The 21,002-nt window shown below is 40.2% G+C and carries 19 protein-coding genes; 16 read left to right on the top strand and 3 right to left on the bottom strand.

Annotated elements, in window-relative coordinates; genetic code table 11:
* The first annotated feature begins 1 nt into the window (after nt 1).
* From U5O15_04810 to dapF, 6 genes are all read left to right on the top strand, one after another.
* A complete protein-coding gene (locus U5O15_04810) occupies nt 2-949 on the top strand; it encodes a tyrosine recombinase XerC (GenBank protein ID MDZ7859972.1) in 948 nt (315 codons plus the stop codon).
* 184 nt (nt 950-1,133) lie between these two features.
* Complete coding sequence (hslV, locus tag U5O15_04805; GenBank protein ID MDZ7859971.1) at nt 1,134-1,661, top strand: ATP-dependent protease subunit HslV; 528 nt, start codon at nt 1,134-1,136, stop codon at nt 1,659-1,661.
* A gap of 13 nt (nt 1,662-1,674) precedes the next feature.
* A complete protein-coding gene (gene hslU, locus U5O15_04800; protein ID MDZ7859970.1) occupies nt 1,675-3,015 on the top strand; it encodes an ATP-dependent protease ATPase subunit HslU in 1,341 nt (446 codons plus the stop codon).
* 12 nt (nt 3,016-3,027) lie between these two features.
* Nucleotides 3,028-3,963: an ornithine carbamoyltransferase gene (gene argF / locus U5O15_04795; protein MDZ7859969.1), complete on the top strand. Its 936-nt coding sequence runs from the start codon at nt 3,028-3,030 to the stop codon at nt 3,961-3,963.
* Between the two features lie 4 nt (nt 3,964-3,967).
* Nucleotides 3,968-5,026 carry an Ig-like domain-containing protein gene (locus U5O15_04790; protein ID MDZ7859968.1) on the top strand — a complete coding sequence of 353 codons (1,059 nt, stop codon included), beginning with the start codon at nt 3,968-3,970 and terminating at the stop codon, nt 5,024-5,026.
* Nucleotides 5,019-5,861: a diaminopimelate epimerase gene (gene dapF, locus U5O15_04785; protein ID MDZ7859967.1), complete on the top strand. Its 843-nt coding sequence runs from the start codon at nt 5,019-5,021 to the stop codon at nt 5,859-5,861. Before U5O15_04790 ends, dapF begins: the two co-directional genes overlap by 8 nt.
* A gap of 40 nt (nt 5,862-5,901) precedes the next feature.
* On the opposite strand, the gene U5O15_04780 is transcribed toward dapF, so the two are convergent.
* Entirely contained in the window at nt 5,902-7,737 is a 1,836-nt protein-coding gene (locus tag U5O15_04780; protein MDZ7859966.1) for a bifunctional homocysteine S-methyltransferase/methylenetetrahydrofolate reductase, read from the bottom strand.
* Between the two features lie 152 nt (nt 7,738-7,889).
* Between U5O15_04780 and U5O15_04775 the strand changes: the two genes are divergently transcribed.
* Nucleotides 7,890-9,599, top strand: coding sequence for a proline--tRNA ligase (locus U5O15_04775; protein MDZ7859965.1), 1,710 nt, complete (start codon nt 7,890-7,892; stop codon nt 9,597-9,599).
* A 2-nt stretch (nt 9,600-9,601) separates the two neighbouring features.
* On the opposite strand, the gene rpsT is transcribed toward U5O15_04775, so the two are convergent.
* On the bottom strand, nt 9,602-9,847 hold the full coding sequence (rpsT, locus tag U5O15_04770; protein ID MDZ7859964.1) for a 30S ribosomal protein S20: 246 nt from the start codon (nt 9,845-9,847) through the stop codon (nt 9,602-9,604).
* 46 nt (nt 9,848-9,893) lie between these two features.
* Between rpsT and uvrC the strand changes: the two genes are divergently transcribed.
* From uvrC to U5O15_04755, 3 genes are all read left to right on the top strand, one after another.
* Entirely contained in the window at nt 9,894-11,708 is a 1,815-nt protein-coding gene (gene uvrC / locus U5O15_04765; GenBank protein ID MDZ7859963.1) for an excinuclease ABC subunit UvrC, read from the top strand.
* On the top strand, nt 11,692-12,606 hold the full coding sequence (gene xerA / locus U5O15_04760) for a site-specific tyrosine recombinase/integron integrase (GenBank protein ID MDZ7859962.1): 915 nt from the start codon (nt 11,692-11,694) through the stop codon (nt 12,604-12,606). Before uvrC ends, xerA begins: the two co-directional genes overlap by 17 nt.
* 288 nt (nt 12,607-12,894) lie before the next feature.
* On the top strand, nt 12,895-13,899 hold the full coding sequence (locus U5O15_04755; protein ID MDZ7859961.1) for a PhzF family phenazine biosynthesis protein: 1,005 nt from the start codon (nt 12,895-12,897) through the stop codon (nt 13,897-13,899).
* A 118-nt stretch (nt 13,900-14,017) separates the two neighbouring features.
* Here the strand turns inward: U5O15_04755 and U5O15_04750 are convergent, their stop codons facing one another.
* Nucleotides 14,018-14,512 carry a hypothetical protein gene (locus U5O15_04750; protein ID MDZ7859960.1) on the bottom strand — a complete coding sequence of 165 codons (495 nt, stop codon included), beginning with the start codon at nt 14,510-14,512 and terminating at the stop codon, nt 14,018-14,020.
* A gap of 293 nt (nt 14,513-14,805) precedes the next feature.
* On the opposite strand from U5O15_04750, the gene U5O15_04745 reads away from it, so the two are divergent.
* The 6 genes from U5O15_04745 (at nt 14,806) to hisC (ending at nt 20,920) form a co-directional block, all read left to right on the top strand.
* The gene (locus tag U5O15_04745; GenBank protein MDZ7859959.1) at nt 14,806-16,542 is read left to right on the top strand and encodes a carbon starvation protein A; all 1,737 of its coding nucleotides are present in this window, start codon (nt 14,806-14,808) and stop codon (nt 16,540-16,542) included.
* A gap of 110 nt (nt 16,543-16,652) precedes the next feature.
* Nucleotides 16,653-17,072, top strand: a complete 420-nt coding sequence (locus U5O15_04740; protein ID MDZ7859958.1) for a hypothetical protein — start codon at nt 16,653-16,655, stop codon at nt 17,070-17,072.
* Between the two features lie 510 nt (nt 17,073-17,582).
* Complete coding sequence (locus U5O15_04735; protein MDZ7859957.1) at nt 17,583-18,335, top strand: segregation/condensation protein A; 753 nt, start codon at nt 17,583-17,585, stop codon at nt 18,333-18,335.
* Between the two features lie 2 nt (nt 18,336-18,337).
* Nucleotides 18,338-19,078: an SMC-Scp complex subunit ScpB gene (gene scpB / locus U5O15_04730; GenBank protein MDZ7859956.1), complete on the top strand. Its 741-nt coding sequence runs from the start codon at nt 18,338-18,340 to the stop codon at nt 19,076-19,078.
* Nucleotides 19,068-19,820, top strand: a complete 753-nt coding sequence (locus U5O15_04725; GenBank protein ID MDZ7859955.1) for a pseudouridine synthase — start codon at nt 19,068-19,070, stop codon at nt 19,818-19,820. The genes scpB and U5O15_04725 overlap by 11 nt, the downstream gene beginning before the upstream one ends.
* Nucleotides 19,817-20,920 carry a histidinol-phosphate transaminase gene (hisC, locus tag U5O15_04720; GenBank protein ID MDZ7859954.1) on the top strand — a complete coding sequence of 368 codons (1,104 nt, stop codon included), beginning with the start codon at nt 19,817-19,819 and terminating at the stop codon, nt 20,918-20,920. The genes U5O15_04725 and hisC overlap by 4 nt, the downstream gene beginning before the upstream one ends.
* The last annotated feature ends 82 nt before the right edge of the window (nt 20,921-21,002 follow it).

Below are 21,002 nucleotides of genomic sequence, written 5' to 3'. Positions count from 1 at the left end.
TATGCTATTATATAAAGCTTTGAAGGAATATTTGGTTTACCTTGGAATCGAAAGAAGTGTCTCTGATCAGACACTCAGGGCGTACCAGTGTGATATAAAGCAATTTTTTGAATATATTGAGGCGCAGATTTCAGAAAACGCGAGCCTCGTGGATATCGACTACTTGACAGTAAAATCATTTCTAGCCCTGCTGTTAAAGAAGGGGTATTCAAAAAGCAGTGTTGCGAGAAAATCCGCGTCACTGAAGAGTCTTTTCTTTTTTTGTAAGCAGAGAGGCTTTATCGAGCATAATCCAACAATCGGGCTTCAGACTCCTAAAGCTGATAAAGAACTTCCAGTCTTCGCGAATCTTAAAGCTATAGAGAGAATTATGGATCTACCGGATTTGAATAATAGTAAAGGACTGCGAGACAAAGCAATATTGGAACTTTTGTATGGTACTGGGATGCGACTTTCTGAGCTTACGGGTTGTAACATAGGAAGCTGTAATTTTGAAAAAGGCATCATAAGGGTTTTGGGCAAAAGAAGTAAGGAAAGATATTTACCTCTGTCTGGAAAGGCTTCTGATTCACTGAAGTTATATTTGAAGGAAGCACATAACGCTCCCGAAACAGCTTGCAGGTCCAGGCAGAAGTTTCTGGAATTCTTCAAGGGTAATCTGGATAAACCCCTCTTTTTGGGAAGAAAAAACCGAAGAATAAGTAACCGGACCATTCAGAGAATTGTAAGAAAATATCTAATATGCGCCGCGAACTTATCCAAGTTGAGCCCTCACGTTTTAAGGCATTCATTTGCAACACATCTATTGGATGCCGGTGCTGACCTCAGAGCTGTGCAGGAATTGCTCGGGCATGTCAATTTGTCAACTACTCAGATCTACACACATATTACAACAGAAAAATTAAGAGAGGTTTATGATCAGGCGCATCCGAGGGCGTTAGATAAATAAATTATTTATTTTTTATACATGTTTAACAAAATAGTAATTGGGACGGGTTATTGAAAAACCCGGATTCCACATTCATACTCTTGTTATAAAAACGCTGATATTGGGAGGATTATATAAAAGATTAGATACTTGATTTATATATTGATTTGATGATATTAGATAACAGATTGAGAAAGGAAATGTTATGTTTAAGGGAACTACAATACTGGGTGTGCGTCGCGGCAAACATTACGCGATTGGAGGTGACGGACAGGTCACATTCGGGGATACTGTGATGAAGCACGGAGCGGTTAAGGTAAAGCAGATAACGGAAAACTCCGTATTAGCCGGTTTTGCAGGCAGTACGGCGGATGCCATGACATTATTTACTAAATTTGAAGGTAAAATAGAACAGTACAGCGGAAATATAATGAAAGCGGCAGTGGAGATGGCGAAGGAATGGAGAAGCGATAAGATACTCCGCCATCTAGAGGCACTTCTGGCTGTTATGGACAAAAAGCATTCATTGATAATTTCCGGAAAAGGGGACGTCGTTGAACCTGATGACGGAATTCTGGCAATTGGCTCAGGAGGACCTTACGCGCTCGCGGCCGCCAGGGCATATATTAATGAGACAAAATTGGGAGCTGAGGATATAGTGAGAAAATCACTTGAAATAGCCTCTGAAATATGTATTTACACAAACAGCAGTATAACTACTCTCTCCTTTTGAGGTGATAGATGATATGGATAAACTTATTCCAAAGAAAATAGTCGAAGAACTGGATAAATATATTATCGGACAGAATGAAGCTAAAAAGTCTGTCGCGATAGCCCTGAGAAACAGATGGAGAAGAAGAAATGTCGAGGGTGACATTAAAGATGAAATAATGCCGAATAATATTATTATGATAGGCCCAACCGGTGTTGGTAAAACGGAAGTTGCCAGAAGGCTCGCGAATCTGGCCGGTTCTCCTTTTGTAAAGGTGGAAGCTACCAAATTTACTGAAATTGGTTATGTCGGCAGGGATGTCGAACTGATGATCAGAGACCTTGTTTCCATAGCAATAAGTACTGAAAAGGAGAAAATGTTTGAGGAGATAGAGGAAATAGCCCATCAAAACATGATCAACAGAATTCTTGACTTGCTTTTGCCCGCTTCAGATAAAGCCCCAGAATCATCTGACGCGGAGATGGAGGAAAGAAGAGAGAGAACAAAGGAAAAACTTAGAAAAAAATTGATAAACGGAGACCTCGACGAAAGACAGATAACAGTCAAAGCAGTTGACAAAGCAACGCCTATGATCGAGGTATTCTCAGGAAGCGGAATAGAGGAGATGGGATTTAATATACCTGAAGGTTTAAAGAAGATGTTTCCTGATAAAAAGAAAAACAAAGCAGTTTCGGTCGGAGAGGCAAAAGAGATTTTGTTGAGTGAAGAAAAGGAAAAATTGCTGGATATGGAAAAAGTTGTTTCTCTCGCTATCAAAGCTGTTGAAGAAACGGGGATCGTTTTTATAGACGAGATTGACAAAATAGCAAAATCTGGCGGAGGCAGCGGCCCTGATGTTTCAAGAGAAGGGGTGCAGAGAGACATTCTCCCAATTGTAGAGGGTTCTTCAATAAACACAAAATATGGCACCGTAAAGACAGACCATATACTTTTTATGGCGGCTGGCGCTTTTCACATGTCAAAACCTTCAGACCTGATACCTGAGCTTCAGGGTAGATTTCCAATTAGAGTAGAACTGGATTCTCTAACCGCCGAAGACTTTGAAAAAATTCTTACAGAGCCAAAAAACGCGCTTATTAAACAGTATAGCGCTATGATAGCGACAGAAGAATGCAAAATTAACTTTACCGGGAAAGCTATCAAAGAGATTGCAAATATGGCTTTTAAAGCAAATCAGAAAATGGAGAATATCGGCGCCAGACGTCTGCATACCGTATTGACTACACTGCTTGAAGATATTCTTTTTGAACTGCCTTCAAAAGAGATGAATGAAATCACAATTACCGCTGAAGAGGTAAGAGAGAAGCTTGAAAAAATTGTAAAAGATGATGACATGGCAAGATATGTCCTTTAGGAAGGAGCGGAAATGAAATTGAGTAAAAAGGACTTTGTTTCTTTAAGGGATTTCTCCCGCGATGAACTTGTAGCTATAATGGATCTGTGCAAAGAGCAGAAACCTAAGGCTAAGAATTTCTCCTTAAAACAAACTCACCCCGGGCGTGTCCTGGGCTGCATTTTTCATAAACCGAGTCTGAGAACAAGAGTTAGTTTTGAAATAGCAATAAGGCAGCTTGGAGGTTCGAGTCTTTATTTGACGGACAGAGAATTAGGGATAGGTTCGAGAGAAGCGCCGAAAGATGTAGCAGAAGTTCTTTCAAGGTACCTTGATGCTATACAGATAAGAACATTCAGCCAGGAAATGGTTGACGACCTTGCCAAGTACGCGAGCGTACCAGTTATAAACGGTTTGACAGACCTTCTTCACCCGTGCCAGGTGCTTGGAGATATATTTACAATCACTGAAAAACTTGGTTCAATTGACGGGAAAAAGGTTGTCTTTATAGGTGATGGAAATAATGTTTCGAGAAGCTGGCTGAATGCCGCGTCCAGATTTGACTTTAAATTCGTTTTGTCTTCTCCTAAGGGATACAATATATCTCCCACTTTTCTCGAAGAATTAAAATCTGACGGAAATCCGGACTTTGAATACATAGAAAACCCATTTGATGCCGTCAAAGACGCGGATGTTGTGTATGCTGACGTTTGGACAAGCATGGGACAGGAGGATGAGGAGAAAAAACGAATGGAAGAGTTTAAGTCCTACCAGGTAAATGATAAACTAATGGAACATACTAACAGTGATTCCCTTTTTATGCATTGTCTTCCCGCTCATAGAGGGCTTGAGGTCACAGACTCTGTAATCGACGGTAAACACTCAGTTGTCTACGATGAAGCGGAAAACAGGCTGCATATCCAGAGAGCTATTATAGCCCTGCTGATACCCTCAGAAAGTGAGTTATAGGAGTTTGAGGCATTTCACCTGGTATTTATCAAGTACCCTTTTTCTAGTTTTCGCGTGTGCTGTCATGGAACCTCCAACCGGCGGTCCGGAGGATAAGACACCGCCGGAATTAATTGAAATAAAACCGGCGGAAAATTCTACAGGCGTCAGCAGAACAAAAAAGGTTGAAATTATCTTCAGTGAGAAACTGGATTCTGAAAGTTTGAGGAAAAGAATAATCGTTTATCCGGAAGTAACTTTCAAGAAGATAGATGTGAGCGGCAACAGGGTTGAAATCCAATTTGAAGAATTACTGCCGGAAACAACCCTCTCTTTTTACCTCAAAAAAGGTTATACGGATAACCACAACGTAGAATCCGAGAGAAGCGAAATTTTCTATTTCTCGACAGCAGATTCGCTGGAAAAGGGAATAATAACTGGTGACATTAAATTCAAGAATATAGTTGCAGAAGACGGAATAGCAAAATTGACAAGCTCAGAGCCTGATACTTTTGAACATTTATATCAGAAGCCGGAATTAAGAACTGCCGAAGCAGATGAGAATGGAAGTTTTTCCTTCCGGTACCTGCCCACAGACAGTTCAGGTTTCAGGATATGGGCATTTGTCGATACCGATAATAATGGTGATTTCTCTGCTTCCAAGGAATTCTATATTATTCACCCGGACACCATATATCTTACTGGACTAAACAGTATTTACAGCAACTTTGTTTTAAATATAATAGACCCTGATGAACCTGGAAAAATAAATGGCATAATCAAGAATAGTACAAGTTTTGATAAGATCATCACTATGAGACTAAGGAATGTCAGTGAAGATAAGAAGGATTATGAAGTTTTTGCTGATTCTGCCGGGGTTTACAAATTTGAAAGTGTTCTGCCCGGAGATTATCTGTTATCCGCGTTTATAGATATAAATGATGACAGTACGAAAGGATATTATGCAGATCCGGAAGATTCCAGTTTAACACATGAAGAACCGGGCATAAGCCTGCGGGACACAATTAATCTCAAACCCGCTGAGATTGAAGAGATAGAAAACCTTGAACTTGGAAATGATTAAGATGGAAAAAAAGATTCCTTTTTCAAAGATGCACGGCGCGGGAAATGACTTTATTGTAATAGATGATATGGATGAAACATTTAAATCATCACCCGCCATGATATCAGCTCTGTGCGACAGGCATTTCGGCATAGGGGGCGACGGCTTGATTCTGGTTCAGCCCTCTGAAGATGCTTCTTTCAGGATGGTATATTATAATAACGACGGCAGCAGGGCCGAGATGTGCGGAAACGGAGCAAGATGCGCGGCGAAATTTGCCTTTGATAATTCGATTATAAATGAATATTTCGAATTTGAAACTGATTCCGGGATAATTGAAGGGAAGATTGGAAAGGGGAAAGTTACAATATCACTGGGCGATGTCTCCGGTGTAAAACTGAACATAGATATTGGAGAAGTTGCTCCTGAATTTTCATTTGCCTTGGCCGGTGTTCCGCACGCGGTATTGATTTCCGATAATGCTAGAGAAATATCAAGGAAGGATTTTCTATCTATAATTAGTCCCGTAAGATACAATCACATGTTTGAACCCCATGGAACGAATGTTAATATAGTAAAGGTGATTAATAAAAATTATATATTTTACAGAACATATGAAAGAGGGGTAGAGGATGAAACACTGGCTTGCGGAACAGGAGCAGTCGCTATAGCGGTAATAACATCACATTTAGGAATGACAGAGTCTCCAGTATCGTGTGAAACCTCCGGAGGGGATGTTTTGACCGTAAGTTTTGATAAAACTGATTCAGGCGCCCAGAATTGTCTGCTGTCAGGCCCCGCTGTAGAGTCTTTCAGTGGTCATTACTCCGCTGATCATTACAGAAGATTACTTTAAGATACAATACTTAATGAAAACTATATTTCGCGTTTTTCATTCAATCGATTGAATCAAGAACTTGCAGCGCCAGAGCGTGTTTGTTAAATGGAGCGCTTATTTGGGCGCCGGCTATCATAGGTTTAAGTTCTTCAAGTAGTTCGGATGCGATTTTGACACCTTCACGTGTAGCCTCTTTACCACTCCTGGCTTCTTTCATACGTTTCATTATATCCTCGGGAACAGTTACTCCCGGAAGCTCATTATTCATAAATTCAGCGTTTCTATAACTAGACAAAGGCCATATTCCCGCTATTACAGGGATATCCATATGTTCCGTTGCTTTAAAGAACTTTACAAAGATGTCAATATCAAAAACAGGCTGAGTTACTGCAAATTCAGCTCCAGCGTCAACCTTCCAGTAAAATCTCTTCAACTCTTCTTCGAAATCAATTGCCCCTGGATTTACTCCAACACCGGCAAACAGGGAGGTGGGTGTTTTAAGTTTTCTGTCTCCTATGTCATAGCCGTGGTTTAATTTTCGAACTACATTCATCAATCCGATTGAATCTATATCAAATACCGCGGTAGCGTCTGGATAGTCATAAGTTTTTATAGGGTCACCTGTTATAATCAATAAATTTCTAAGTCCAAGAGCCTGGGCCCCCAGAAGATCAGACTGCATACCGAGTATATTCCGGTCTCGGCAGCAGTAGTGCAGCAATGATTCAATACCGATCTCTTTTTCAATAAGCACGGCAAGAGAAAGTGCGCTCATTCTTGATGTAGCTCTGGGGCTGTCGGGGATATTAATAGCGTTAACACCGAATTCGGAAAGTTTTTCCGCTGAGCGCAGGATACCGCCTGTGTCAAAGCCCCTTGGCGGAACGAGTTCTACTATTTTGACAAACTTACCTCGGGTTACAAGGGATGAGAGGCGTGATTTTTCTGAAGCAGGAACTATTGTCTCCTGCCTGAAGGTTTCCTCTTTCGTTTGTTTTTCTATATGAATTACCCTTGGAGGGGATCCTTCACGAAGGCTTTTATATATAGCATTTATATGTTTTGGGGTTGTCCCGCAGCATCCCCCGACAATATTTGCGCCAGCTTTGACAAACCTTACGGCGTATTCAGCGAGATATTCAGGTGATACCATATAAATATTTCTGTCATTGACATTCTGGGGAACTCCGGCATTTGGCTGTACGGATATATATTTATCAGTCGAGGAGGCAAGTTTCTTTACAGCTTCGAGCATAACTTTAGGACCTACAGTGCAGTTAACTCCTATTACGTCAGCCCCCCAGCTGTCAAGCCTCCTTGTAAATACGGAGAGTTCTGTGCCGTATAGACCCAAACCGTCTTTCTGGAGTGTCATCTGAGCAATTACAGGAAGATCACAAATTCCCTTTACCGCGTTTATCGCCTGGTGGATTTCGTTGAGGTCGGCAAAAGTTTCAAGAATAAAAAGATCAATCTTTCCTTCCAGTAGTGATTCTGCTTGTGATTTGAATACCTCTTGAGCTTCGAGGTTAGATGTTGGGCCCCAGGGCTCTATCTTTATTCCTAGAGGACCGATCGAACCAGCCACAAGAGCGCTGTCACCAGCCGCCTCACGGGCTAGTAAAGCACCCGTTTTATTTATGTTGCGTACTTTGTCTTCAATCCCGTGTAGCTTCAGTTTAAATTTATTAGCGCCGAATGTGTTAGTTTCAATTATATCTGCTCCGGCCTTAATGTATTCGCGATGAATATTCTTTACCATATCAGGATTGGATAGATTGATTTCATCGAAGCATCTGTTTATAAAAACCCCTCTGTCATACAACATCGTGCCCATGGCGCCGTCGAATATAACGCACCCTTCGTCGAGCATCTTGCCTAGTTCAACTTTCATCTAATCCCATCCTTTAGAAAAAAGTGATACTATATTTCGCTATATGTACTTCAATCTTGCAAACAGTCCTCTACTAGCTTACTATAAAAAATGAAGGTTTGGAATTAAAATAACTTTAATTATCATTAATTGCCACTACAGAAAGAGGAGAGATGCGCTGGTCAGAGAGTTGTATCCCAACCCTTAAAGAAAATCCGAGAGAAGCCGAAATACCGAGCCATAAGTTAATGCTGAGAGCTGGATTGATAAAGAAGCTCACTTCAGGAGTTTACTCTTTTCTTCCTATGGGGTTAAAAGTACTCAAAAAAATTGAAAGAATTATAAGGGAGGAGATGAATAGAGTCGGCGCTCAAGAGGTATTGATGCCGATTCTTCATCCTATAGATATTTATAAAGAGAGCGGCAGGATTGATAGTTTTGGACCTGAACTTTTCAAACTGCACGATTCAAAGGACAGGGTTTTTGCTCTGGGCCCCACACATGAAGAAGTAATTACGATGATTGCCCGTGATGAAATGAAAAGTTACCGTGATCTCCCGCAGTGCCTCTATCAGATATTGACAAAGTTCCGCGATGAAATAAGACCTCGCTACGGAATTATTAGAGCGAGAGAATTTATAATGAAAGATGCTTACAGTTTTCACGCGAACGAAGAATCGCTGGACGAGACATACAGAAAGATGGCGGAAGCCTATAAAAGAATAATAGAGCGGTGTGAACTTAAATACACTGTTGTTGACGCTGAATCAGGTTATATAGGGGGAAATGAATCTCATGAGTTTATGGTTCTGGCGGATAACGGTGAAGACAAAATTCTAGGCTGCGAGTGCGGTTATTCCGCGAATCTGGAAAAAGCGGTTGTCCAAATCAATAAAAAGAGTGAAGGAAAAGCCAAACTGGAGAAAATAAGGGAGATCAAAACACCGAACACCAAGTCAGTTGCTGAAGTTGCTGAGTTTCTAAAAAAAGACAAAACTGAAATTGTTAAAACATTGCTCTACAGAGTCGGCGAAAAGGATGTTGCCGTATTGATTCCCGGTGACAGAGAGGTCAATGAAACTAAACTTGTCAGCCTCTTTGAAGGCGCGGAATTGAGATTCCTCGAGCCGGATGAAATAGAAGATTTGACAGGTGGCCCTCAGGGTTTTTCCGGCCCTGTAAATCTTCCTGACAGAGTTTCGATTATTGCAGATAAATTGATTGAGAACCTCGACGAAATGGTCATTGGAGCTAATAAAAAGGATGTTCATTATGTTGGTGCCGTTCTTGGAAGGGATTTTAATATAGACAGTACCCGGAATCTCGCCCTGGCCCGTGAAGGTGACTCATGTCCGGAGTGCGGAAGAAAACTATTCCTGAAAAACGGAGTTGAAGTGGGACATATATTCAAGCTTGGTACAAAATATTCCAAGAGCATGAATGCGGGTTTCCTCGACAGTGATGGAAAGAGCAAACATTTTATAATGGGATGTTATGGTTTTGGCGTAAGCAGAATGGCCGCGGCTGCCATAGAACAGAACTATGACGAAGCGGGAATAATATGGCCCCCTGAGATTTCCCCATTTGATATAATAGTGCTGCCGGTTAATTCAAGAGATAAAGAGGTGATGAAAATATCAGAAAGGTTTACCAAGGAACTGGAGGGTGATGGGCTGGATGTCCTGCTTGACGACAGAGATTTAAGTCCGGGGGTTAAATTCAAGGATTCAGAGCTTATTGGCGTACCTCTTAGACTCACTGTCGGCAAGAAGCTCAAAGAGGGAAAGGTTGAACTGATGCACAGGGCCACACTCGAGGTTGATGACGTTCCTATTGAAGAAGTCAGGGAAAAGATTTTGAGTGCAGTTCAAAAGAGCGTTTGATATCAGCTGGTTTTTTTTGAAAGACGCGATTTTATCCTGGATGCCTTGTTTTTATGAAGGATCCCCTTTTTCCTGGATTTATCAATGATAGATGTAATTCTGGGGAATTCTTCCTTTGCGGCTTCTGGATCTTCAATCTTTTTGAAAGATCTGATACTATGAACTAGAAAACTCTTGTATCTTTTATTTATTTGGCGCCTGGTTTCGTTTTGACGCATTCTCTTCAAACATGACTTATGTTCCGGCATTTAATACACCTCCAGTATTTAAAGAAAATAATTGAAGGGTTCTGATTTGTCAAGAAAAGACTCAAAACTAAAAGAGAATATAAAGAAAATACCGAAGTATCCCGGAATATATATAATGAAAGGTAAAGGGGGAAAGATAATCTATGTGGGAAAGGCAAAAAATCTCAATAACAGAGTAAGAGACTATTTCAGCAAGTCCGCCGTCGTTGATTCGAAAACAGCGTCACTTATGAAGAAGTTGAGAGATATAGATTATGTCACAACTGACAGTGAGATAGAAGCCCTTGTTCTTGAATGTAATTTTATTAAAGAATACAGGCCTTTATACAACATTAAATTGAAGGACGATAAGAAATATCCCTATATCAAATTAACCATGACTGATACATTTCCAAGAATTATGGTGGTCAGAAATATCGAGAAGGATGATTCAGTTTATTTTGGTCCCTACACGGATACTCGCTCTTTGAGAAGAACACTCAGCATAATTGGTGATATATTCACTTTAAGAAGATGTTCGAATAGAAAATTAAAACGAAAAACCGACCGTGAATGCCTTTATTATCAGATTGGTAAATGCTCAGCTCCTTGTACAGGGAAAATTACAGAGGAAGAATATATGAAATTAGTTGAGCAGGTAAAACTTTTCTTAAACGGTAGAAACAAGAAATTATTATCGGAACTACAAGATGAAATGAGAAAACTATCAGCCGAAAAAGAGTATGAAAGGGCTGCGGTGCTAAGGGATCAGATGAGAGCTGTAAAGAAGATATCAGAAAAGCAGCTGGCGTTTGACCCTCTGGGAAGTGATGAAGATATCGTGGCGTTGTCAGGGGATGGTGATTATTACTGTGCTGTTGTTATGAAAATCCGTGAAGGCAAGATACTGAATTCCGAGACATTTATGCTCCCATCTACGGGAGAGAATAAAATAAGTCTGGTTACCGAGTCTTTTATAAAACTTTACTATGATGCTGTGATGGATATACCGCCTTCGATTTATATAAGAAACTATATTCCGGAAGGAGAACTATTGGCAAAATGGCTGAGCAAAAAAGCCGGGCGAATGGTCAAAATAAAGATTCCCAAGAGGGGGAGAAAGAATAAAATACTTCAACTCGCTGAGAAGAACGCCGAGCTGAAACTCTTTAAATCTCCAAAGGTTTTAAGCGATAGAGAAAATGTTCTGGAAGAAACAAAAAAGACGCTCGGGCTTTACCATACACCTTTTATTATAGAGGGTTACGATATCTCAAATATTCAGGGAACAATGGCTGTGGGATCCATGGTGGTATTTCACAGAGGCAAATCACACAAAAAGGGATACCGGCATTTTAAGATCAAGACAGTGAAAGGTTCTGACGATTTTGCGATGATTGCCGAAGTTTTAGCGAGAAGATTCGAACAAGCGGGAAGGTCTAAAGACACTGAAATACCGGATCTAATACTAATTGACGGGGGAAAGGGGCAGGTTTCGGCAGCTATGGGGAGTCTTAAGGGTGCAGGACTTGGGAATATACCTGTTATTGGGCTTACAAAACAAAATGAAGAAATTCATAAATACGGAGAAAAGGGTTTAATAAAGCTTCCTTCACAAAGCATTGTTCTTAAATTACTTCAGCAGATCAGAAATGAAGCGCACAGGTTTGCCATAGATTATCACAGGAAACTAAGATTGAAATCAATTAGAAGTTCCAGGCTTAATGAAATAAACGGCATAGGAGAGAAACGGAAAATAATGCTTCTTAATGCTTTTGGAAGTGTTAAAAAGCTTTCAGAAGCGTCAATAGACGACATCGCGGATATTCCGGGTATAGGAATCAGGATTGCGAAAAAGATCTATCATGGAATCAAAGAATAAAGATAAAAAAGATATAATCAGAATTCTTGTGGATCGATATATAGATTATATGACGATAGAGAAAGGGCTAAGCAATTTAACTATAAGTGCATATATCGGTGATTTAAAGCTGTATATTAAGTATTTAAAAGATAAAGATCTCTACGGTATTGAGGGGTTGGATCTTAGAACCAGTCTTTCATTCGCTGCGGAAATTAGAAGTAAGAAGAACTCCTCTTACTGTTCAAGGATACTGAGTGCGGTTAAAGGATTTCATAGGTTTATATACCGTGAGGGGTATCTTGATAAACTCGAGATTAAAGAGATTTCAACACCAAAAGCAATACAGAAAATACCTTTCGTGCTGTCACAGGTTGAAGCGGATATCCTGATTTCGCAGCCTGATGAAACAAAGTTTGGGCTTAGAGACCGGGCAATACTTGAGATGGGTTATTCGACCGGGATGAGAGTTTCAGAGATTTGCAATCTTAAATTTGAAAAGATTAATACGGAAGATCGCTTCCTAAGGGTATTGGGCAAGGGAAGAAAAGAGCGCGTTGTTCCATTTGGTATAAAAGCACTCAAAACTCTAGAAAAATATTCGAAGGATTCGAGGCCTCTATTGGTTAAAACAAAAATAAGTCCCTATGTATTTGTGAACTACCGCGGGGAAAGAATATCAAGGGTAAGTATATGGAAAATGATAAAAAAATACTCTGCTTCAGCGGGTTTTCCTCCGGAGGTAACTCCTCACACGCTCAGACATTCGTTTGCGACACACCTTATCGAAGGAGGAGCCGACCTCCGTGTAGTTCAGGAGCTTCTTGGGCACTCAAGCATCTCGACGACACAGATTTACACAAAACTCGATACTAACTATCTGCTGGAAGTGCACAGGACCTTTCATCCGCGAGGATAGTTTTAATTTGTTCCGCGAATTTATTTTTTACCATTTTACAAAGTAAAAAATTGGCGTATTTCCATATACGGAACCGAATTTGCTTAATGATATTAGATGCGGCCGGAAAAAATGTTTATTTTATAAAATTTCGCCTATGGCAGTGTAACGGGATGCAATATATATAATAAAACAAATAAAGAGGGGGACATAAATTACATAGAGCGGGGTTTATAATGAATGCTCAACTATATAAAAGTAATTCTAAAATAGTGCTTTATGCGAATATCTAATGGGGAGGTAAAATAAATGCGAACTTATATTATTAAGAATGTGGATGTATTTACTACTTTACCGTTCCATGGCTATCCATCCTCGGTCATTACTTCTGCTGAAGGATTAACAGAAAATGAAATGCAGAAAATTGCCGAGGAGATCAGTCTCGTGGAAGTGGCATATATTACTGAAACAGGAGTTGGCAGATCACCCTTTAGAATCAGGTTTTACACACAAAGCAATGAAGTTAATATAAGCGGACACAGTATAATTAGCGCCACTTTTGCCCTTATTGAAGAGGGACGAATAGATTTAAACAATGGTCATACAAGAATATATATTGAAACTAATGAAGGTGATATACCTGTAGATATACATTATCTGAGAAAGGATGATTCAGTTTTACCGTCAAAAGCTGATATGAAGGATAAAGTAAGAATTAATCAGGGCGGGTTATTGGAAAAAATAATGATCAAACAGAGTGTAAAAGATTATAAACATTCAGACGTTAAGCCGGAAAGTATAGCGGAAATATTTGAAATTGACCCAAATGAAATTTACACTACGGGATTACCCATTGAAGAAGTAAGCACAGGGCTGCATCATTTGTTAGTACCGATAAAAAACCTTGAGACCATATATAACGTCAAGCCGGATTTGATAAAATTAAGTATCCTTAACAGGAAATTGGGAGTGCAGACCACAGATATTTTTTCATTGGATACCGCTTATGACTGTATAGCGCAAACGAGGCATTTTGCGCCCGCGATCGGGTTATTGGAAGTTGAAGCTTCCGGTATGTCCTCTGTCGCGATTGGATCATATCTAGGCAGACACGGAATTAGCAGTAATGAATCAATGATATTCAAGCAGGGGAATGACAGAGAAAGGTTATCTAAGGTCTATTGCAAGATTGATAAATCAAACGCAAACGACGATTTTAATTCTGTCTATATAGGGGGACTTGCTGCTACTTCGATTGAAAGAAAAATAGAGATCGATGATAAAACGAGTAAAATAAAATTTGTTCAAGCTTAAATATATAAACTTGTAACATTTACTCAAAAGAAACACCTGGTATATTATAAAAACCACCGGATGTTAACTGACATTCCGGTGGTTTTTTTACAAACTGATTTATTTATTGAATAAGGCCCTAAAATGCGTAGCCCACGTGAAGGCCGGGCCATATAAAGAAACTTCCTTCCGATATCAGTCCATACGCTGTACCGCGAAAAATAAATCCTCCCTCCGCGCGGTATTCGAATCCCAAACCGGCGTAAGTGTATGAGTTTGATGTGCTATCTTCAAAAGGTCCGGATTCCACAGACGCGTTTATAAACACTATTCCGCCGGTAATAAAAGGAGATCCATTTTTCGGAAGCAGATAGGCTTTGGCTCCAACTGGGAAGAAAATCACAGTCGCGTTGCCGTCGCTATCGCCTCCTCCTAGAGCTGAAATACCCCCTTCAAGTCCAATATAATGATTGAGCATACGCTGATAGGTAAAAGAATAAACGATGGATTTTCCTCCAATTTCAATTCCGAAATCGTTAGGATATTCCAGCCTGCTTTGAGCGAAAACGCTCGGCTGAAAGAATATAGAAAATAATATTATAATAATTAAAGAAACAGTAATTCTTTTTGACATATCTTTTCTCCCATCCACTAAAGTTAAAAACTTGCCTGCCGATAATGATAACGCAGAAGGGCCGGCTGATTTAAGTAAGGGCTGGTTACCTTTACTCTAAAATCAGATGTTTAGAGCAGCAAGATCAAAACTACAAGAAAGCAAACATTATTCCAACATTAAAAAACCATATATACAAGAAGTTTTACCGATATATATAGCATAAGGAAGTTTTTCTTGATTTTGCATACAGAAAGTGAAAAAATCATCAGTGTTATTTAAAATAATTAATAAACTAAAAGAGGAAGTTAATTATGAATGCGCTGCTGATTATGCTGCTCGTTTTTGTCGGTTACATAATCGCCTATCATCTTTACGGAAAATTCATCGGGTACAGGATTTTTAATCTATCCGATGAAGCCACGGTTCCCTCCGCGGAACTTGAAGACGGCATCGATTACGTTCCCACAAAAAAAGAGATTATTTTCGGACACCATTTTACGTCAATCGCGGGGACTGGACCGATAGTAGGACCGGCTATAGCCATCATATGGGGGTGGGTGCCCGCTTTGATCTGGATATTTGCCGGGAGCATAGTTATGGGCGCGGTCCATGATTTCGGTTCATTGATTATATCGATGCGCAACCAGGGTAAATCTATTGCTGAATATGCCTCCAAATATGTAAGTCCGCGGACTAGATTTTTCTTCTTTCTAATAGTTTTTCTAGAATTGTGGATTATTATAGCCATTTTCGGGTTGGTTATAGCCGTAGTTTTTTCAAAGTATCCTTCCGCCGTATTCCCCGTCTGGCTTCAAGTGTTAATTGCTCTTGGATTGGGGTATATGATTTACAAAAAAGGCGCGAACGTTAAGATATGGTCCATTGTTGCTGTTCTGCTGATGTATATCACCGTTGTCGCGGGGACCTATATTCCATTGGGTATGCCTTCTGTAGCAGGTATACCGCCAACCGGCGTATGGACTATAATACTATTAATATACGCGTTTATAGCTTCTGTCCTTCCGGTAACCACACTCCTGCAACCGCGTGATTATATAAATTCACACCAGCTGGTTATTGCCATGGCACTGCTCGTAGCCGGCATTCTAGTTTCTGCTTTTACAAGCGGCCTCGAAATTGTAGCGCCAGCGGTTCAGTCCGTGCCTGAAGGTGCTCCGCCTCTTTGGCCGTTTCTTTTTATAACAATAGCCTGCGGAGCAATTTCCGGTTTTCATTCACTTGTATCATCAGGAACATCCGCCAAACAGGTGAGAACTGAAAAAGATTCACTCTTTGTCGGTTACGGTTCGATGCTGATGGAAGGCGCACTGGCGACACTCGTTATTATCGCCGTAGCTGCCGGTATAGGAATGGGTTATGTTGCTCAAAATGGAGAAACACTGACAGGTATAGATGCCTGGACTACGCACTATGAGTCATGGGCCGCCGCGAAGGGACTTGAATCAAAAATCGGAGCTTTTGTCGACGGTTCAGCAAATATGATTGCCTCTACAGGGCTCTCAAGGAATATCGCCCTCGTGATAATGGGTGTCTTTGTGGCCTCATTCGCCGGAACAACCCTGGATACCGCGACCAGGATTCAGCGCTATGTTATTTCAGAACTCTTTGGGCATTTTAAAATGAAATTTCTTACGGGGAGATACATTGCCACCTTTATAGCTGTTTTTACGGGACTCGTGCTTGCCTTCGCGACTGGAGCGGGGGGTAAGGGAGCTTTGAAACTATGGCCTTTGTTTGGAGCGACCAATCAAACTCTCGCGGCACTGGCTCTTATAGTAATCACATTTTATCTCAGACAGAAGGGGAAAATGAGATTTCTGGTTTCAGCTCTGCCCGCGGCTTTTATGTCGGTGATGACGGTTTGGGCGCTTTTGCTCAATCAGATAACGTTTTGGGATTCAAGCAATTTTCTACTTCAAATCATAAATATGGCAATTTTAATTATAGCGGTATGGATTGTTTTTGAAGGATTGTTAAAACTCTTTAAAACCGGGGAAAGGACAAGTCATTATCACAATCAAGTATAACGATTATTATGTAGTAAATTATGCTATGTTATAACCTATATGCAGACAATGTTATAACTCTATCAATTAAACTATATTATCAATCTTTATCAGGCGATATAGTGGAATATTTGAAAAAGATATATTTAGGCTTTCTCATCCCGGCTTTGGCGGGCTTCATATCTGTTTACTTATTGAAAAGGTATGGAATACTTTTTCCGGAGAAGTTCAGTCCGTCTAAAATCTTAAGCACCGGCATCCTTGTAATTTCTTCAATTTCAGCGTTAGCCGGCCCCGTCTTTCTAAGAGCCAATTTCGCGAATAGTGTGAAGGGTAAAAAGTCAACACGGAACGACAAATTTATGGCATTCGAAAAGAAATTGATAAGATTAGCTCTTATAACTCCGTATTTTTGTATAGCTGCATATATCTTCGATCTTACATCTTTTTATATGACCGCGATTTTTCTGCTCACCCTTTATTCTCTATACTACTTTTATCCTTCAGAGAGAAGAATAAACTTTGAAAGAAGAATATTCAGAGTTAAATGAAGATCTTCAAATAAAAGCAATATTTTCTCTTACCGTGCAGTCCTGTTTTCCTTTGGTAATACCTGTTATCGCATATATAAAAAAATTCTAAACTCAGTAAAACAGACTATAAACTAAAGTGGAGTTTCCCCGAAAATCCGGCAAGTATTGTAATAACATTGCGAGATACAATCAGTTATCAGGATTGGTAAGTGGAATAGGGCTTTCATTGCTGATGAGTGCGGCTGAATGATATTTTCAAAACCCTCCGGAGGGCGAGCGGGCAAGGATTTCTGGCCCGAAGGGGCAGAAAGAGCGAGCCCGAGGTGGGAGTTGCGGTTTTCTCGCCGGGGAAACCGACAACGATTTTGAAAATATCAATCAGCCGCATACTGTTACAAATCATCGACTACCTTATAGGTTATAAAAATTGGGGAAACTCCAAATAAACTAAAAAGTTGACATAGACACCCCGTTAGCTTACCATCCATCGGGGAATTCCCTTTTGCGAGACAGGCGGAAAGATATCTTATGTTTGAAAAAGAATCAAAAAGAAAAGAAACGGCATATCAGGTAAGGCTGGATCATTTTGAAGGACCCCTTGACCTTCTTCTTCATCTTATTCGAAGAGACAAGATAAACATTTACGATATACCTATATCACATATAACACGTGAGTACCTTTCCTATATTGATATGATGAAAGAACTTGAACTCGAAGTAGCAGGAGAGTTCTTCGTTATGGCAGCTACTCTCATGAGGATAAAAGTTCAGATGCTTCTGCCAAAAAGAGAAATCGAGGATGAAGATGAAGATCCCAGAGAAGATCTTGTAAAGAATTTGATAGAATACAAAAAATTCAAAAAAGCCGCCGATCATCTTGCCGGCAGGGAAACAAGAAGAAGGAATGTTTTTGTTCGCCCTGTCCCTGACTATGTAAGAGAAGAAGGTGATTCCGAAACAATAGAGCTTTCACTATTTGATCTTATGGATGCTTTTAAGACTATTTTGAAGGATTTAAAAGAAGAGATTAAATATAATGTTGAGATCGAGAAATTCACCGTCGATGAAAAGATTTCACTAATAAAGGATAAACTAAGCGGTAATTCTGAAGTCCTATTCACAGAACTTTTTGAAGACGTAGGCGGAAGGATAGAGATCATCGTTACTTTAATAGCCATTTTAGAACTCGTGCGTGATGGTTTTATCATGGCACGCCAGATGTCCGGCCGTAACGACATCTGGCTTTACGTTAAGGAAGACGATCCTGTGGCTGAAAGATAATTATGGATAACGATTTCGATAAACAGCGTGAGCATATTATTGAAAAGCAGGTTGAGGCCCTGCTCTTTGCGTCTGATACACCACTTTCTGCCCGTAAACTCGCAAAATTGACAGAAGCCCCATCGGGTAAATATATAACATCAGCAATCGAATCACTCTCCACCTTCTACGCTGAAAATTTTAGAAGTTTCCAAATCGCCGAGATTGCCGGAGGTTTTCAGCTGACGACACTGCCCGAATTTTCTTCCATAGTTAAGAAGCTTTACAAAAACAAAAGGAAGTCAAAACTTTCCAGAGCCGCACTTGAAACACTTGCTATTATAGCTTATAAGCAGTCAGTAAGCAGGCACGAAATCGAGGATATAAGAGGAGTTAATAGTGACGGTGTTCTTTCGACTCTTACAGAAAGGGAGTTGATTACTGTATCCGGGCGGGGAGATGGCATTGGAAAGCCTTTTCTATATTCCACAACAAAGAAATTCCTGGAGTATCTGGGACTTAAAAATTACAGAGAACTTCCCGCGATCGAGGAATTTGAAACAGAGATTCAAGCTCTGGATATATTAAATTATAAACTGAATGACGGTAATGAGGATATCGAAAATGAAGACGGGCGGGATGTGGCGCAGAGGGGGATGATTGAAAATATACCGGAAAACAACGGCGCTGAAGATAAAAGTGAAGACAATAAATTGGATGAATGCGGCAGAGAAGAAGATCAAAAAATATCAGATGACGAATAAAATCAGGATAAACCGCTATCTCGCGGGCGCGGGACTTGGTTCAAGAAGAAAATGTGAAAAATTTATACTCAACGGATCAGTGAAAGTAAACGGCAATCCTGTTAACAGACTTTCATTAAAAGTTGAACCTGAAAAAGATATTGTCGTATTTGACGGAAAAGAAATTAAATACAAGCAAGAAAAAACCCTTCTTGTTCTTAATAAACCCGCCGGAGTTCTGTCTTCGGCGAGCGATAACCGTGGAAGAAAAACAGTAATCGATATTGCGAGAGAAGAGGGATATTCAGAAAGGTTATATCCGGTAGGAAGATTGGATATCGATACAACCGGAGTTATATTGCTTACTGATGACGGTGATCTAGCTTACAGATTGACTCATCCGAAACACGAGATACCAAAGATATATCAGGTCAGAGTGAAAGGAAAGATTGGCAGGAACGATTTAAGAAACGTGTCGGGAGGCATAGACATTGGAGGCTACATAACAGCCCCCTGTAAAGTTGAAACAAAAAGAATTTCATCAAAATTCTCGGACATCGAAGTCACAATAAGAGAAGGGAAAAATAGACAGATCAAAAGAATGTTTGATGCTATTGGCCATAAGGTGATTAGTTTGAATAGAAAGAGCATTGGAGGGCTGGAATTCGACAACCTAAAGATCGGAGAAATCAGAACTCTGTCGGAGAGTGAAGAAAATTTATTGAGAGAAAAAACAGGAGTAACAATAAAGGAGAATAAATGAATTTCAAAAGTCTAATGAGGCCCCATTTGGAAGACTTGAAACCATACATTCCGGGAAAACCGATAGAAGAACTTAGAAGAGAAAAGAATATTGAGGGCGAAATAATAAAACTCGCTTCCAATGAAAACCCTAGAGAAGCCATTGAGGAAATCAAAAAGGCTATAGCCGAAGAAGCTGATTTCATAAACAGATATCCTAATTCCGGTTCTCATTATCTCTCCAGAGACCTGGCAGAGCATATCGGAGTCAAGCAGGAGAATATATTTGTGGGTAACGGATCAAACGAGATCCTCGATCTTCTCGTAAGGGGGTTTGTAAACAGCAATGAAGAGGTTGTATACCCGTTTCCAAGTTTTATTGCCTATCCCCTTATTATAAAGCTTGCGGGAGTAAAGGAAGTTAGGGTTCCTCTGAAGAATTACCGCATGGACCTGAAAAAAATGAAAGACAGCATAACGCCCAGAACAAAAATGGTCTTTTTATGCAATCCGAATAACCCCACAAGCACATATGTCTCAGCTGATGAAGTGGCTGAATTCCTTCAGGGTCTGGCAGATAATATTATCGTAGTATTTGATGAGGCCTACTATGAATTTGTGACAGCCGATGATTTTCCTGACACTGTAGAGTTGCTTAAATCTATGGATAACCTTGTTATACTCAGGACCTTCTCAAAGTTTTACTCATTGGCGGGGCTGAGGGTAGGATACTCAATATCACATCCAGGCCTTGTTAAATGCCTGCATAGGGTAAGGCAGCCATTTAACGTAAACAGAGTGGCTCAGGCAGCCGCGAGAACTGCTCTGAAATATACAGAAAAATTAAAAAGCCGCTTGGAAGAAAATTCAGAACAGATGGAGCTTGTGGCAAGTGAGCTGAGAAAGTTTGGATTTACCGTACCTCATTCTCAAACCAATTTCCTGCTTGCCGTACCGTCTGAACAACTTGAAACCGGGATAGTTGAAAAACTAATGGAAAGGGGTGTTATTGTCAGAAGTATGAAGCCTTTCGGTCTCGGAGAGAATTCAATAAGGGTCACGATAGGCACTCCGCATGAGAACGCAAGATTTCTAGAGGAGTTAAAGTCAATAATAAATTAAACTCCACTGGTAGATAAAGGGATTTTTTCAGAAGTAAGATTATTCTACTTATTGCATTATCGATTATTATAATTTCGCGTTG

Source organism: Candidatus Krumholzibacteriota bacterium (genome assembly GCA_034520215.1).
Taxonomy (GTDB): Bacteria; Krumholzibacteriota; Krumholzibacteriia; order Krumholzibacteriales; family WJIX01; genus JAGHBT01.
The sequence above is the reverse complement of the archived record's forward strand: the minus strand, read 5'-3'. Positions and strand labels throughout refer to the sequence as shown.